Source organism: Novosphingobium sp. SL115 (assembly GCF_026672515.1).
In the GTDB taxonomy this organism is placed as follows: domain Bacteria; phylum Pseudomonadota; class Alphaproteobacteria; order Sphingomonadales; family Sphingomonadaceae; genus Novosphingobium.
The window spans coordinates 691,729-706,443 of the sequence record NZ_JAPPRG010000002.1 but is presented as its reverse complement, the minus strand read 5'-3'; the positions used below and the strand labels follow the sequence as shown (position 1 = coordinate 706,443).

17 protein-coding genes are annotated in these 14,715 nt (G+C 60.7%); 6 read left to right on the top strand and 11 right to left on the bottom strand.

From position 1 onward, the window contains the following. The first annotated feature begins 47 nt into the window (after positions 1–47). The gene (locus tag OVA07_RS04920) at positions 48–809 is read left to right on the top strand and encodes a phosphocholine cytidylyltransferase family protein (protein ID WP_268170355.1); all 762 of its coding nucleotides are present in this window, start codon (positions 48–50) and stop codon (positions 807–809) included. Positions 810–856: 47 nt separating this feature from the next. On the opposite strand, the gene OVA07_RS04915 is transcribed toward OVA07_RS04920, so the two are convergent. Further along, the gene (locus OVA07_RS04915) at positions 857–1,351 is read right to left on the bottom strand and encodes a DUF2141 domain-containing protein (RefSeq protein WP_268170354.1); all 495 of its coding nucleotides are present in this window, start codon (positions 1,349–1,351) and stop codon (positions 857–859) included. A gap of 382 nt (positions 1,352–1,733) precedes the next feature. On the opposite strand from OVA07_RS04915, the gene rpe reads away from it, so the two are divergent. Genes rpe through purH form a run of 3 tightly spaced genes read left to right on the top strand, consistent with a single transcriptional unit; the run spans position 1,734 to position 5,902 of the window. Beyond that, entirely contained in the window at positions 1,734–2,393 is a 660-nt protein-coding gene (rpe, locus tag OVA07_RS04910; RefSeq protein WP_268170353.1) for a ribulose-phosphate 3-epimerase, read from the top strand. A gap of 1 nt (position 2,394) precedes the next feature. Then, the gene (locus OVA07_RS04905) at positions 2,395–4,302 is read left to right on the top strand and encodes a heparinase II/III family protein (protein ID WP_442789615.1); all 1,908 of its coding nucleotides are present in this window, start codon (positions 2,395–2,397) and stop codon (positions 4,300–4,302) included. A 10-nt stretch (positions 4,303–4,312) separates the two neighbouring features. Beyond that, the gene (purH, locus tag OVA07_RS04900; RefSeq protein WP_268170352.1) at positions 4,313–5,902 is read left to right on the top strand and encodes a bifunctional phosphoribosylaminoimidazolecarboxamide formyltransferase/IMP cyclohydrolase; all 1,590 of its coding nucleotides are present in this window, start codon (positions 4,313–4,315) and stop codon (positions 5,900–5,902) included. A gap of 109 nt (positions 5,903–6,011) precedes the next feature. On the opposite strand, the gene OVA07_RS04895 is transcribed toward purH, so the two are convergent. The 10 genes from OVA07_RS04895 to OVA07_RS04850 all read right to left on the bottom strand — a co-directional run bounded on the left by OVA07_RS04895 (position 6,012) and on the right by OVA07_RS04850 (position 12,587). Next, positions 6,012–6,476 carry a cell wall hydrolase gene (locus tag OVA07_RS04895; protein ID WP_326493101.1) on the bottom strand — a complete coding sequence of 155 codons (465 nt, stop codon included), beginning with the start codon at positions 6,474–6,476 and terminating at the stop codon, positions 6,012–6,014. Between the two features lie 375 nt (positions 6,477–6,851). Then, positions 6,852–7,193: a DUF1491 family protein gene (locus tag OVA07_RS04890; RefSeq protein WP_268170350.1), complete on the bottom strand. Its 342-nt coding sequence runs from the start codon at positions 7,191–7,193 to the stop codon at positions 6,852–6,854. 11 nt (positions 7,194–7,204) lie between these two features. Further along, positions 7,205–7,699 carry a PaaI family thioesterase gene (locus OVA07_RS04885; protein WP_268170349.1) on the bottom strand — a complete coding sequence of 165 codons (495 nt, stop codon included), beginning with the start codon at positions 7,697–7,699 and terminating at the stop codon, positions 7,205–7,207. Continuing rightward, the gene (locus OVA07_RS04880; RefSeq protein WP_268170348.1) at positions 7,689–8,150 is read right to left on the bottom strand and encodes a PTS sugar transporter subunit IIA; all 462 of its coding nucleotides are present in this window, start codon (positions 8,148–8,150) and stop codon (positions 7,689–7,691) included. Before OVA07_RS04880 ends, OVA07_RS04885 begins: the two co-directional genes overlap by 11 nt. A gap of 175 nt (positions 8,151–8,325) precedes the next feature. After that, entirely contained in the window at positions 8,326–8,910 is a 585-nt protein-coding gene (gene hpf / locus OVA07_RS04875) for a ribosome hibernation-promoting factor, HPF/YfiA family (protein ID WP_268170347.1), read from the bottom strand. A 44-nt stretch (positions 8,911–8,954) separates the two neighbouring features. Beyond that, the gene (gene dnaQ, locus OVA07_RS04870; protein ID WP_268170346.1) at positions 8,955–9,656 is read right to left on the bottom strand and encodes a DNA polymerase III subunit epsilon; all 702 of its coding nucleotides are present in this window, start codon (positions 9,654–9,656) and stop codon (positions 8,955–8,957) included. 48 nt (positions 9,657–9,704) lie between these two features. Next, positions 9,705–10,310, bottom strand: coding sequence for a dephospho-CoA kinase (gene coaE / locus OVA07_RS04865; RefSeq protein WP_268170345.1), 606 nt, complete (start codon positions 10,308–10,310; stop codon positions 9,705–9,707). Next, the gene (gene aroE, locus OVA07_RS04860) at positions 10,307–11,164 is read right to left on the bottom strand and encodes a shikimate dehydrogenase (protein WP_268170344.1); all 858 of its coding nucleotides are present in this window, start codon (positions 11,162–11,164) and stop codon (positions 10,307–10,309) included. Before aroE ends, coaE begins: the two co-directional genes overlap by 4 nt. Then, a complete protein-coding gene (locus tag OVA07_RS04855; protein ID WP_268170343.1) occupies positions 11,161–11,748 on the bottom strand; it encodes a Maf family protein in 588 nt (195 codons plus the stop codon). The genes aroE and OVA07_RS04855 overlap by 4 nt, the downstream gene beginning before the upstream one ends. After that, positions 11,745–12,587 carry a pyruvate, water dikinase regulatory protein gene (locus OVA07_RS04850; RefSeq protein ID WP_268170342.1) on the bottom strand — a complete coding sequence of 281 codons (843 nt, stop codon included), beginning with the start codon at positions 12,585–12,587 and terminating at the stop codon, positions 11,745–11,747. Before OVA07_RS04850 ends, OVA07_RS04855 begins: the two co-directional genes overlap by 4 nt. Before the next feature lie 335 nt (positions 12,588–12,922). On the opposite strand from OVA07_RS04850, the gene hemE reads away from it, so the two are divergent. Both hemE and OVA07_RS04840 read left to right on the top strand, forming a co-directional pair. Continuing rightward, on the top strand, positions 12,923–13,948 hold the full coding sequence (gene hemE / locus OVA07_RS04845) for a uroporphyrinogen decarboxylase (protein WP_268172603.1): 1,026 nt from the start codon (positions 12,923–12,925) through the stop codon (positions 13,946–13,948). A gap of 80 nt (positions 13,949–14,028) precedes the next feature. Beyond that, on the top strand, positions 14,029–14,472 hold the full coding sequence (locus OVA07_RS04840; RefSeq protein WP_268170341.1) for a CopD family protein: 444 nt from the start codon (positions 14,029–14,031) through the stop codon (positions 14,470–14,472). Positions 14,473–14,715 lie beyond the last annotated feature (243 nt).

Genomic DNA, 14,715 nt, shown 5'->3' with positions numbered 1-14,715 from the left:
CTGGTCGGCCTTTTCATGTTTGATCCCTTTTTCGCTAGAGACTCGCGATGGACGCCCTGATTATTGCCGCCGGATATGGCAGTCGCCTTGCCGATCTTTCGCCTTCCAAGCCGCTGACGCCAGTGGCCGGCGTGCCGCTGATCGAAATCGGCGTGCGTCAGGCCATGCAGGCGGGGGTGACTCGCGTCGTGGTGGTCACTGGCCATCGCGCCGATATGCTCGAAGCCTTCCTTGCCGATCTTTCGGTGCAGGTGGGAATTGATATCGTGCCGGTGCGTCTGTCGGACTGGTCCACCCCCAACGGCCATTCAGTCATGGCCGGGGCGACGCGGTGCGAAGGCAATTATCTGCTGATGATGGCAGACCACATGTTTGAAGCGGACATTCTGGCCCGTCTGCTGGAAGAGGGCAGTGCCGACCGTGGCGTGACGCTGGCGATTGACCGCCGCGTCGACAATCCGCTGGTCGACCCTGACGATGCGACTTGGGTAAAGATGGATGACCAAGGCCGGATTACAGCCATCGGCAAGACCATCACGCCATACGATGCGGTCGATTGCGGCGCATTCCTTGCTACGCCAGAACTGGCGCTGGCTATTCGCGACGCCATTGCCGAAGGCAAGCCCGGCAGCCTTTCCGATGGGATGCAGCGTCTGGCCGATGCTGGCCGTGCAGGCACCATGGATATCGAAGATGCGTGGTGGATGGACGTGGACGATCCGCGCGCCCATGCCTTGGCTGAAGAACTGGCCCCATGGCACCTCGCCCACACCTTCGGCGCGTTTCAGGCCACGGCTAACGAAGGCTGAAAGCGGCTATCCGGGGGCATGATACATGCCCCCGAAGCAGCGTCAGATCACGGATATTTCAAGTGAATCCGGGTTGAAAGACCCGACTTGGCAATGTTGATCCGCACCGACCGGAACGAGGGAATGCTCGCAATCGTCGGCGGATTGTTCGAAAAGCCAAAACCTTCTTCCGGCAAGCCCAACACGCCGCTGCGCTTCAGATTCCGGCTCGAATCTTCGTCATGGTACACCGCCAGCGCATAGACGCCGGGCTTGGGCACGAAGAGACACATCTTCGTTTCATTGGCGGTTGCGTCCACGCGGCCGACATACATCGACCCCTTTTTGACAAGGAACTTGCGCGGTTCGTCCGCATACAGCGTTACCGCCATCAACCCGTTGCCGTTACGCGCACCGTCGATGGTGACATTGATCCAGGTATCGCTGACCGGCCCCGCACAATTCGGCGCACTGGCGATGGCCGACGTGCTGCCCCCAAAAAGAGCAACAGCAGCAGCGACAGTAGCAATGGCCGTGGCGCGCATACGTCTCGGCATGGTCATGATAAAAAAGCCCCGATCTCGATGTGTTTCATCGGCAACGCACCACTGGATTTCACTGCGAAGGATTCACCGCAAACTCCGGCCCTATGTGGTTCCGACCTGTTTAACGCCGGTGACATACCGGCAGTTCCGTGCCTCGTTAAGTATGATTCGTGCCGTGAATAGCCGCTGAATTGGCACGATGTCCCCCATTCATCCGCCATCCCGCCCGATTCGCCGGGCAGGGACACCTCCAATGCGGGACATTCCGTGTGGATAAGCGCAATGGAAATGCTTGTTCCACCGATTCGCGGCAGGTAAGCGAAACAGGTGGGGTGGCCGTTTGCAGGCGCCAAAGCGTGCATGAATGTTCCTGCCACCCGATGCAGGATGACGCCACCAGATGACTCCGCTGATCTCCCCTTCGATTCTCTCCGCAGACTTTTCGCGCCTTGGCGAAGAAGTGCGCGCGATTGATGCCGCTGGCGCCGACTGGATTCACGTCGATGTGATGGACGGCCATTTCGTCCCCAACATCACCATTGGACCGATGGTGGTAAAGGCGCTGCGCCCGCACACGACCAAGCCGTTTGACGTGCATTTGATGATCTCGCCGGTGGACAGCTATCTTGAAGCCTTTGCCGCAGCGGGCGCGGATATCATCACCGTCCATCCAGAAGCAGGTCCGCACATCCACCGCACCGTTCAGGCGATCAAAGGCTTGGGCAAAAAGGCGGGCGTCTCTCTCAATCCGGGAACGCCAGCCAAGATGCTCGATTACCTCATCGATGACATTGATCTGGTTCTGGTGATGAGCGTGAATCCCGGCTTTGGCGGGCAAAGCTTCATTTCCAGCCAGCTTCGCAAGATCGAGGCCGTGCGCAAGATGATCGACAAGACGGGCCGCGATATTCACCTTGAAGTCGATGGCGGGGTAGACCTTTCCACCGTGCGGTCCTGCGTTGATGCCGGGGCTGACGTGCTGGTGGCGGGCACGGCCACTTTCCGCGGCGGGCCAAGCAAGTATGCCGCCAATATTGCCGGACTGAAGGGTCTGGCCTGAGATGGGTGTGGACGGCTTCGCAATGGTCGAAGGCCGTCCGGCAGGGGACGCGAGGCCGCCAAACCCCGCGCTGCCGCTGAACACAACGCAGGAGGAACCGCTGGCCGATCTGAACGACAGCCCTCTTCATGTTGATGAAACACATGCGCGCGCGCCAATAGCCAACCCCGACATGATCGAGCCGGGCGTGGTCGAGCCGGGGCGGGCCTTGGCGCTGGCCGATTTTGCACCGCCTGCGATTGGTGCAGGCGACCGGCTGGTGCGTTTTGCCTATCGGCTGGGCCTTTCCCACCCCTTCCGCAAGCGCAGCAAGACGCGGTTGACGGCCACCGTGATGAACCCGCTTCCGGGCGATGCGGCGGCTGGTAAAGCATTGCGTTCAGGACATTTTTTGATTCACGGGTTTCGTTCGGCCATTGCCGATACGGCCTTTTCCGGCCCACGCCTGCCGCCCCCGTTCGAACGCTTGGTCCATGGCTTTCGCTGGCTGCGCGATCTGGAATCGGGCGGCACCCGCGCCCAATGCGCACAAGTGGCCGAACGCATTCTGGCGACATGGCTGACCGCCAATCCCAAGCCTGATGGCACGCCCGCGTGGGATGTGGGGAATGTCGGGCATCGCCTGTTGAACTGGATCACCCACGCGCCGCTGCTGCTATCGGGACAGGACCGCGCGTTTCGCAGCAAGGTGCTGCACACGCTGGAAGATACGGCCCGCTGGCTGGACCGGCATGTCGGCAAGGCAGAGGACCGTCTGGCGGAAGTGGCAGGCTGGGCCGCCATTACCGCCACCGGCCTGATCCTGTCCGATGGCAAGGCCCGGCGTCTTTATGGTGAAGCCGGACTGGTGCGGGCATTGGGCGAACTGGTCGGCGACGATGGCGGGGTGCTGTCGCGCAGCCCGCTATGCCAGATCGAGGCGATTGAGCTGCTGCTGTCATTGCGCGCCTGTTACGAGGCTGTGCGCGCCGAACCGCTGCCGCAGATCCAGACCATGCTGAACCTGCTGCTGCCACCGCTGCTGGCGCTGCTGCATGGCGATGGCGGGCTGGGCAACTGGCAGGGCTCGGGGGCGATTTCTGCCCAACGCATCGACGAGCTGGTCAAGGCCAGCGGCGTGCGCACGCGGCCTTTGCGCGATGCCCGGCAATGGGGTTATCAACGCGCCACAGCAGGCCGTTCGGTATTACAGTTCGACGCAGGGCCGCCGCCAGCGGCCCGGCAAGCGCGCGATGGCTGTGCATCGACGCTGGCCTTCGAATTCAGCCATGGTGCAGATCGGCTGATCGTCAATTGTGGCGGCGCGGCTTTTGCCGGCGGAATGATTCCGCTGCGGCTTGAACAGGGCCTGCGCGCCACTGCCGCCCATTCCACATTGACCATCGACGATTTTAATTCCACCGCAGTGCTTATCAACGGGCGTCTTGGTTCAGGCGTATCCGAAGTGGAAGTCGACCGCCGCACGCTGTCGCCCGATGGCAATGGTCCAGGTGCAGCCGGATCGGGCGCAACCCGCATCGAGGCGAGCCACAACGGCTATGTCAGCCGTTACGGCCTGACCCACCGCCGTATCCTGATTCTGCGCGACGACGGGACGGAGCTGCGCGGCGAAGACCTGCTTGTGCCCGCAGGGCGAAAAGGCAAGCGCGGGATGATCGGCGTTGCCTTGCGATTCCATCTCGGTCCGCATATCGAGCTGGCCGTCAGCACGGACGGGAAAGGCGTGACGCTTGCCCTGCCTGATGGCAGCCTGTGGCAGTTCCGTTCGGGCCGCGATGCGGTGACGGTGGAAGAAAGCCTATGGGCAGATGGGCAGGGAAGGCCGCTGGGCACACGCCAGTTGGTCATCGCCGCCAAGGTTCCCCGCAGCGGAGAAAGCTTCTCCTGGCTGCTCAAGAAGATGAGATAGGATAAACCACGTGACCACGGTTACCATCAAGCGGGCGCTGCTTTCAGTGTCCGACAAGTCGGGCCTTGTCGATTTGGGCAAGGCACTGGCCGCGTGCGGCGTAGAACTGCTGTCCACCGGCGGCACCGCCAAGGCGCTCCGCGATGCCGGGCTGACGGTAAAGGACGTGTCCGAACACACCGGATTCCCCGAAATGATGGATGGGCGCGTCAAGACGCTGCACCCCACCATCCACGGCGGGCTGCTGGCCGTGCGCGACAATCCCGAACATGCCGCCGCCATGGCTGAACATGCCATTGGCGCGATCGATCTGGTGGTTGTGAACCTTTATCCCTTCGAAGCGACCGTCGCCAAAGGCGCGGAACGCGATGAAGTGATCGAGAACATCGACATCGGCGGCCCTTCGATGGTGCGTTCGGCGGCCAAGAATCACGATTACGTGACCATTCTGACCGACGCTTCCGATTACTCCACGTTCCTTGGCGAACTGGAACAGACCGGTGGCGCAACCACGCTGGCGTTCCGCCGCAAGATGGCGGCCAAGGCCTATGCGGCCACCGCCGCGTATGATTCGGCCATTTCTCAGTGGTTCGCCACGGTGGATCAGGCCGAACACTTCCCGCCGGTGCTGGCCAGCGCGTTTACCCGCGTGACCACGCTGCGTTATGGCGAAAATCCGCATCAGGATGCCGCGCTGTATGTGCCGCGCAATCCCGCCACACCGGGTCTGCCGCAGGCAACGCAGATTCAGGGCAAGGAACTGTCCTACAACAATTACAACGATGCCAATGCCGCGCTGGAACTGGTGGCCGAATTCACCGGAGCCAAGCCGACGGTGGTGATCGTCAAGCACGCAAATCCGTGTGGCGTTGCCACGGCGGACACGCTGCTGGATGCATGGAAGGACGCGCTGGAATGTGATTCGGTTTCAGCATTCGGCGGCATTGTTGCCACCAACGTCCCGCTGGATGGTCCCACCGCCAACGCGATCTGCGAAATCTTCACCGAAGTTGTTGTCGCGCCGGGTGCTGATGATGCCGCAAAAGAAGCCTTTGCACGCAAGAAGAACCTGCGCCTGCTGCTGATCGACAGCCTGCCCGATGCCAATCGCAAGGGCCTGATCACCGTGCCCATCGCAGGCGGCCTGCTTGTACAGGACCGCGACAATGGCAAGATCGACAAGGCCGATCTGAAGGTTGTAACCAAGCGCGCGCCTACTGAACAAGAACTGGCCGATGCCCTGTTTGCCTGGACCGTGGCCAAGCATGTGAAGTCGAACGCTATCGTTTATGCCAAGGACGGCGTGACTGCAGGTATCGGCGCAGGCCAGATGAACCGTCGCGATTCGTCGCGCATTGCCGCCGCCAAAGCCAAGGAAGCGGCTGAAACGCATGGCTTCGCACAAGTGCGGACGACGGGTTCGGCTGTGGCGTCTGACGCCTTTTTCCCGTTTGCGGATGGCCTGATGGCGGCTGTAGAAGCAGGCGCGACCTGCGTGATCCAGCCGGGCGGATCAATCCGCGATGAAGACGTCATCAATGCTGCAGACGAAGCGGGCCTTGCCATGGTCTTTACCGGAATGCGGCACTTCCGCCATTGATGAAGGTATAGGAGGGCATTCGCTGCGGCGGGTGCCCCATGGCTTGCCAGCAAAAAGGGCCGGTTCCACTGCGGACCCGGCCCTTTTTGCTGACTGACGGAAGTTCCGTTCAGCGATAGAAGATGTGGCTGTCGACCTTCGCCATGCGGGTTTTACCCCAGCGCGGCGAAACATGCGCGGCGTGGAAGAACATTGCGCCTTCGACAGGGCTTTTCCACAAACCTTCGTCTGCGATCACCGCAATGCGCACGGCACGCTGCCATGCCTCACTGGCACGGTTGATCGCAGGCATGGAATGGCCGCGCACAAACGAGAATTGTGAAGGCTGATACACAACCCCGCAGTACGATGACGGGAAGCGGCCTGAAGCAGCCCGCGCGATGACCACGCGGCCAACAGCGAGCTGGCCTGCCAGCGATTCGCTTTTCGCTTCAAAGAAGATGGCGCCGGCGAGGCATTCCATTTCATCGGAGAGTGCAGCGGGAATTTCGGTCTGCTCAACCAGCTCGGCAAGCGAGGAAGCGTTATCGGCGTCAGCATCGTCCGGCGTTGCAGTGGCAACGGCCTGGATCATTGTGGCCTGAATCACGGGCTGGGAGATGAATGTCGTCGTAGCGGCGACGGGGGCGTTAAAGCCCTGTGCAACTGCGGGGGAACCGCCGGTGCTGAAAAGCGTTGTCGCAAAAGTAGCAGCAATGCTGAATGCTGCAGCGTAACGGAATTTCTTACTCATTTTTGTTCGTCATTAGGCGGTGAACTTCCGGCCATGGCGCGACAAGAGGCCCCTTTACCCAAAGCGAACCTTGGGTGAGAGCCTTATGCCGAAGGGCCATGTCGGTTGCCCCCCGTCTGCGTGCCAATGCGTTCGGCCTTGCTGCCTCCCGTCACCGCCTGCGCAAAAATCGGTAGCGCGCCTTTATTGTGCGGGAGCGAAGAGTCAAGCCCGCGTTCAGGCCGGCTTCAGGGTTTGCTGGACGAACCGTTCCCGATCCGCGACAGTCAGTTCAACTATCCACACATCGCTGTCCTGCCGTGTGCGACGGTCCAGATAGTCATCAAAATCTGATTTATTCTCAGATACTTGATCCTTTACGCGGGTCCATTTACGGCTGCCATCAAGCTGTGGCATCCGTTCATACAGAACGCCAAGACCCTGATTTTCAAGGATAACGACAAGTATAGTTCCGCCATCCCGCTCCCCCTTGTGGAGCACCATGGCAAAGCCGCCATCGGCTTGTGTTGTGCGGAGCAAACCAGCAACTTCAAGATGAGCAGGAATACGGGTTTCCATCACGCGGGCAATCAATCCCCTGATGGATCGAGCGCGGCGCGCAAGCCTGCATTATATCCATCCAGACTGGACAGCGCGATGCGCGAACGCTGAAACGTGCCGGTGCCACGCCCAACTTCTTCGCCCGCTTCATCGATCAGGCGGGATTCAGCCACCAAAACCCGGCGACGGCCCGAAACCCAGCGCCCTTCGGCAATGATCCGGCCTTGGTGGATCGGGCGGCTGAAGAACAGATTGAACGAGGTGGTGAGCAGGAAACGGTCTGTCACGAGGGTATTGGCGGCGTAGAATGCGGCATCATCGAGCATCTTGAAATAGATGGTGCCATGCGCAGCGCCGGCCGCGTGAAAGCATGACGGCGTCACATCGAAATGGATGCGCGCAAGACCTTCGGAAACGACTTCAAGCCGGGATTCGAACAGGTGATTGACTGGAGCAGAGCCATACAGCCCTTCGAGCGCGCGCCAATGCAAGCTTGCGCTGCTGTTTTCCGCTTCAGGCGGCATCGCGATCCAGCACGTTGACCAAAAGACCATAGATGGCTTCAGCATTGGGGGCCGAGACAAGCCGCTCATGCATGCGTTCATCGCGCATCAGCCGCGAAATGCCAGCCAGCGCCTGAAGATGCTTGGCGCCGGCATTGGCGGGCGACAGCAGGCCAAACACACAATCCACCGGCATGCCATCAGCCGCCGCGAATTCTACGGGGTTTTCCAGACGGAAGAACGCGGCCACTGGCTTTTCCAGCCCGTCGATACGCGCATGGGGAATGGCGACGCCGCGCCCGAAGCCGGTGCTGCCCAGCTTCTCCCGCTCTTCAATGCCATCAATCACCACATCAGGCGCAAGCGCATAAACGTCAGCGAAGCAACGCGACAGATCGGCAAGGATCTGCTGCTTCGTATCCGCGCGGATCACGCGCACTGCCAGGGGATTAAGGGTAAAGAGAGCCGACATACGGGTAAAAACAAATCACAAAAGTGCAAATGCACGGTGAATTGGGGCGCGCAATGCGCTTGAATGACAACGAACGCAAGTCCAAAGCGACCTTTTGCCGTTGCTTGGCCGGGCCAACAAAAAAGGGGGAAACACGTGGCTTCCCCCCTTCTTCAATCCTTATCGGAGGGCGCGATTATTTGGGTTCGACCCAACCGATCGAACCATCACCACGGCGATAGACCATGTTGTGCAGGCCAGTGCCCGCGTTCTTGAACATCAATGCGTTGGTATTGCGCAAGTCGAGCATCATCACCGCGTCGGACACGGTGGCGGTGGGCACATCGACGCGGGTTTCAGCGATGACCAGCGGCGCATCGACAGGTTCGGCATCGCCGCCATCGTCATGGGCGAAAACGGTGTAGGCTGCTTCCTGCACCGCGAAATTGGCGTCATCGGCCTTGCGAGCGTGATCGGCGCCTTCATGGCGATCCTTGAGGCGGCGCTTGTAGCGGCGCAACTGCTTTTCGATCTTGTCGGCCGACTGGTCGAGCGCGTTATGCGCCTCCTGCGCCACGGCGCTGCCCTTCAGGATCAGCCCGTGGGCAACATGCGTGACGATATCGCAGCGGAATCCGCCATGTGGGGCTTTCCCCAGCGTCACTTGCGAGGAAAGCGCCCGGGAGAAGTATTTGTCGACGATAGCGGCAAGGCGCTCCTCGGCGTGAGACTGCAATGCAGCGCCGGTATCGACCTGGTGTCCCGAAACGCGAATATCCATAGATCACTTCTCCTGTCACTCGGGCGAGCCGCCCTGAACGCGTTCTACCGCGACCAGATCGGATCGCTGAAACCCGCCATGAATTCGCCATGGCGGGCCTGCTCCTCCACGCTCGCGGAATGCGGGCGGGGGGAACGGAATACGCGGGTGACCGTCGAGGTGACGGCCACGACCTGTTCGGTCATGGTACCTTGCCGACCGAGGGATGCCTCGGCCGCCAGTTCCAGACCGATCTGTCTTCCGCCCTGCAGCTCAACATAAAGCTGCGCGAGCAGTTCCGCGTCCAGTAGCGCCCCGTGCTTGGTGCGGTGGCTACGGTCGATCCCGTAGCGCGAACACAAGGCATCGAGGCTGAGCTTGGCGCCGGGGTGTTTGCGGCGGGCAATTGCCACCGTATCGACCATCCGGTCCCGGCTGACAGGCTCCAGCCCGCACAGCTCCAGCTCATTATTGATGAATCCGAAGTCAAACCCGGCGTTGTGCGCGACCATGGGCGAATCACCGATGAAGTCGAGAAACGCCTGCGCATCGGCGGCAAATTTGGGTTTATCGGAGAGGAAGGCGATGGACAGGCCGTGCACGGCCTCAGCCTCGGCAGGCATATCGCGTTCGGGGTTGAAGTAACGATGGAAAACCGAACCCGTGGGCACCCGGTTGACCATTTCGATGCAGCCAATCTCTACCAGCCGATCCCCGCTTCTGGGGTCCAGCCCGGTCGTCTCGGTATCGAAAACGATCTCACGCATGGGAGATATGTGGACCCGCAATCGGGCACTGGCAAGGGGGTGGGAGGATTACCGCAGCGGGTTTTTTTCCCGGATAGCCGCGACCAGCGCCACGACCTGCGCGCGGGTTTGCGCCAAAGGAAGACCAGTATCGATCACATGATCCGCCCGCGCCCGCTTTTCAGCGTCAGGCACTTGTAACGACAGGATATGCGCAAACTTTTCGGGCGTCATGCCGGGACGGGCTAGCACCCGAGCCCGCTGCACCTCTGCCGAAGCCGATACCACGGCCACTGCATCCAGATCCGCGCCGTGGCCCTTTTCGAACAGTAGCGGAATGTCGAACACCACCAGCGCTTCGCCCATGTGTTCGATCATGAACGATTCGCGCATCCGTGCCACGGCGGGATGGACGATGGCTTCCAGCCGTTTGAGCGCGGCGGCGTCGCCGAAGACCTGCTCGCCCAGTTCCTGCCGCTTTACCCCGTTCGGCCCGGCGGTGCCGGGAAATGCGGCTTCAATTGCAGGCAGCAGCGCGCCGCCCGGCCCTTGCAGGTGATGCACGGCGGCATCGGCATCGAACACCGGCACGCCCAGTTCGCGTAGCATGGTGGCCACGGTGGATTTGCCCATGCCGATTGATCCGGTCAGGCCCAGAATGAAGGGGCGGCTCATGCCAGCAGCCTTGCGCGCAGATTCACATCGGCTTCCCCGCGCGGCGGCACCGCACCGAAGAAGCGGCGGAAGGCATGGTCAGCCTGTCCGATCAGCATCGCCAACCCATCCACCGTGCGAAATCCTGCCGCCTTGGCCGCGTTCAGAAAATTCGTTTCCAGCGGACTGGTGACGATATCGTAGAACACCGATCCGGGCGGGGCGTGAGTCATGTCAAAAGCCAGCGGAGGCTGCCCTGACATGCCCAGCGAGGACGCATTAACCACCAGATCGAGGCAGCCTTCACGGTCATCAAAGTCAAAGTCGGTGGCATCGGCAAAGTGATCAAGCGAGGCAACGTGATGTTCACCCGCTGGATCGAGTTCGTCGAGCAAGGCCCGCGCCTTTTCCACGTTGCGGCCCGCCGCCACAATCACCATGCCTTCACCCGCCAGCGCGGCAATGATGGCGCGCGCTGCCCCGCCAGTGCCAAGCACGCGGGCCATGCGGAAATAATGGGTCTGGTCCAGCAAGGGGCGCAACGGTTCGAGAAAACCCGGCGCATCGGTGTTGTAGCCAACCAGTTCGCCATTTTCAGGTATAATGGTGTTTACAGCGCCAATCCGCGCGGCCAGCGGATCAAGCCGGTCGATCAGCGCGATTACCGCCTGCTTGTGCGGCATGGTCACATTGCAGCCGCGCCAGTCAGGATCGGCGCGACGCGCGGCAAGATAATCGGCAAGACCATCGGCCTTTACATGCGCGCGGCGATAATCACCCGCGATGCCTAGCTGTTCCAGCCAGAAACCATGGATGACCGGCGATTTGGACTGGATGATCGGATCGCCGATCACTTCGGCATAAGGCACGTTCAAGACGGCATCTCTCCCTGCGCGCGCAAAGCACCAAGCAGCGCCAATAGCGGCATCCCCAGAACGGTGAAGTGGCTGCCATCAATCGCATCGAACAATTGCACGCCCAGCGCTTCGATCCTGAACACACCAACGCAGCCGGAAACGGCGGGCCATTCCCTGTCGAGATAGCTGTGAATAAAGCTGTCGGAAAGCGTGCGAACCTTGAGTTTCGCGCATTCGACATGCTGCCACACACACAGTCCATCGCGCATCAGCACGGCGGCGGAATGGAGATGCATTTCCTGCCCTGAAAAGAAGCGCAAATGTTCTGCCGCATTGTCGCGGCTGACCGGCTTGTCGAACAGCCTTCCGCTGACATCGACTAGGGAATCTCCGCCCAGCACCAGCCGCCCCGAGGCGCCCTGTGAAACAGCCAGCGCCTTCGCCTCGGCCAGAGCCAGAGCGATGTCCCCCGGAGAAACCCCGATCAGTTCTTGCTTGATCGCGCCTTCGTCAACATCGGCGGCCTGCGCTTCGAACGGCACACCTGCCGCTTCGAGCATGGCCTTGCGCGATGCGCTCTGGCTGGCGAGAATGATAGTCATATCGGTTTAACCCCGTCGCCGCTTCCGCCTGCGGCCTGTCGCTCGTTGTAAAGGTTGATCACTGCCGCAGCGGTTTCCTCGATCGAGCGGCGCGAAACGTCGATCACCGCCCAGCCATTATCGGCAAACATGCGCCGGGCATATTGCACTTCGCGGGTGACTTGTTCGTTATCGACATAAGCCGTTTCGGGCGCCTGATTGAGCGAAAGCAGGCGGTTGCGGCGCACCGCGATCAGTCGTTCGGGGCTGGTGGTCAGCCCCACTACCAGCGGGCGGCGCAGCGAAAACAACATCGACGGTGGTGGGCTTTCCACCACGATGGGGATGTTCGCCACCTTGTATCCGCGATTGGCGAGATAGATCGACGTGGGCGTCTTGGAACTGCGCGAAACGCCTGCCAGCACAATGTCGGCCTCTTCCCAGTTTTCCCACCCCACGCCATCATCATGGGCAATGGTAAACTGGATGGCATCGACGCGGGCGAAATAAGCTTCGTCCATCATGTGCTGGCGGCCGGGGCGGCCCTTGGCCTGAACGCCAAGCTGCTGTTGCAGGGCGTCGGTCACCGCATCCAGCGCAGCGACACCCGGCAGGCCCAGCGTGGCACAGCGCTGTTCCAGCCTTTCACGGGTTTCGGCATTGACCAGTGTATAAAGCACAAGCCCAGGATTGGCCGCGATTTCGCCCATGATACGGTCAAGGTGCTGCATCGAGCGGACCATCGGCCAGAAATGGCGCACCACATCGGCACCATCAAACTGGGCAAGCGCAGCCTTGGCGATCATTTCCAGCGTTTCACCGGTGGAATCCGACAGCAGGTGAAGGTGCAAACGCTGCATTCAGACGCCTTTTTGCAAGGATGGTAGAACCCTGTGGAAACAGGGCCGATAAACCACGGGATAGAACCGGGGACAAGTTCAACGGTCGATTTCACCCTCGTTTCCTGCCCCTACCTCCCCCGGTTGTGGACAATTGGACAGTGTTTTCCCCAGCCTGTGGAGAGCGGTGACAAGTTTGGTTTGACGGGATTCCATGCAGAGTCGCAGACGGCAAAAACAGTGGAAGCAGACTCACAAATCGGGCAGAGCGCGGCCATCCCCAGTTTCCACAGGGCCAACAAACACCATCAACCTGATTCTAAGAATCTATTTATTTGGATTGGATCGACACCGCGATGCCCGGCCCGCTTCTCGAAACCCTGAAAGGCGCAAATCTTCCACGCCGGCCGATCTGGCTGATGCGTCAGGCTGGCCGCTATCTGCCCGAATACCGTGCGCTGCGGGCTGAACGTGGCGGTTTCCTCGCACTGGTCTATGATACCGATGCTGCTGCCGAAGTGACGGTACAGCCGATCCGCCGCTTTGGGTTTGATGGAGCGATCCTGTTTTCCGATATCCTGATCGTGCCTTACGCGATGGGTCAGGACCTGCAGTTTCTGGCAGGCGAAGGTCCGCACCTTTCCCCCCGGCTGATCGATGCCACGCTGGAAAGCCTCAGCGCAGTGCCTGAGCGGTTGTCGCCGATCTATGATACGGTCGCCAAGGTGAAGGCCCAGATCAGCCCTGAAACGACACTGCTGGGCTTTGCGGGCAGTCCTTGGACCGTGGCGACCTATATGGTTGCGGGCGAAGGCAGTCGTGACCATCACGACACCCGCGCCATGGCCTATCGTGATCCGGCCGCATTTCAGGCGATCATTGATGCGATCACCGACGTCACCATCGAATACCTGTCAGGCCAGGTGGAAGCAGGTGCCGAAGGGCTGCAACTGTTCGATTCATGGGCGGGCAGCCTTGCCCCAGCACAGTTCGAACGCTGGGTGATCGCCCCAAACGCGAAAATCGCAGCCGAAATGCAGCGCCGCTATCCGCATGTGCCGATCATCGGGTTTCCCAAGGGTGCTGGCGAAAAGCTGGCAGCTTATGCCCGTGAAACCGGGGTCAACGCGGTGGGGGTGGATGAAACCATAGATCCGTTGTGGGCCGCGCGCGAGATTCCGGCGCATCTTTCGGTGCAGGGCAATCTTGACCCGTTGCTGCTGCTTTCGGGTGGGGCTGATCTGGAAAAACAGACGCATCGCGTGCTTGATGCTTTTGCAGACCGTCCGCATGTATTCAATCTGGGCCATGGCATTGGCCAGCATACGCCGATAGAACACGTCGAGCAGCTGTTGAAGATCGTGCGCGGCTGGTCGCGATGATTGGTGAAGACGGCTTGCAAACAGGTGTTTACGCGACGACATAGCCCGCTGGGGCGTATGTGCAGGCGGAACCGCAACTCATGCAGCAGGTACTGGCGATGATCTATCTCTGGCTGAAAGCTGGCCATCTCATCTTCGTGATCTTCTGGATGGCCGGCCTGTTCATGCTGCCGCGCTTCTTTGTGTATCATCAGGAAGCGCCGGAAGGATCACCCGAAAACGCCGTGTGGGTGGAGCGTGAAGCCAAGCTGATGAAGATCATCATGTGGCCTTCGCTGGTGGTCGTCTGGGTGCTGGGCCTTGCCTTGGCGATGAGCATCGGCGCGTTTGCGCAAGGGTGGTTTCATGCCAAGCTGGCACTGGTTCTGGCGCTGACGGCCTATCATTTCTGGCTGGCCAACTATGCGCAACAGCTTGCCGCCGGGGTGCGCAGTCTGACCGGCAGGAAGCTTCGGATGCTGAACGAAATTCCTGGTGTTGCGGCCGCGCTGATCGTCATTCTGGTGATCGTGAAACCGTTTTGAAGCGGTCAGCTCCGTAAGGTCCTGAGACTGTCTCGCATGGCGTTGCGGAGTACCCGCAGCGGCGCGCGGGGAAGGTGTTTCCACTGGCTGCCCCAGGCGTTGTCGCGCAGGGGTTCAGCTTGCATGCGCGGAAACGGCGGGCGTTGGCGTTGCAGGCGGATCATCATGCTCTCCTTCGGCCAGGTTATATTCCCGGCCACGAAGCCGGAACGCTTTTGCTGCCGATTTGTTTCCTGATTGACT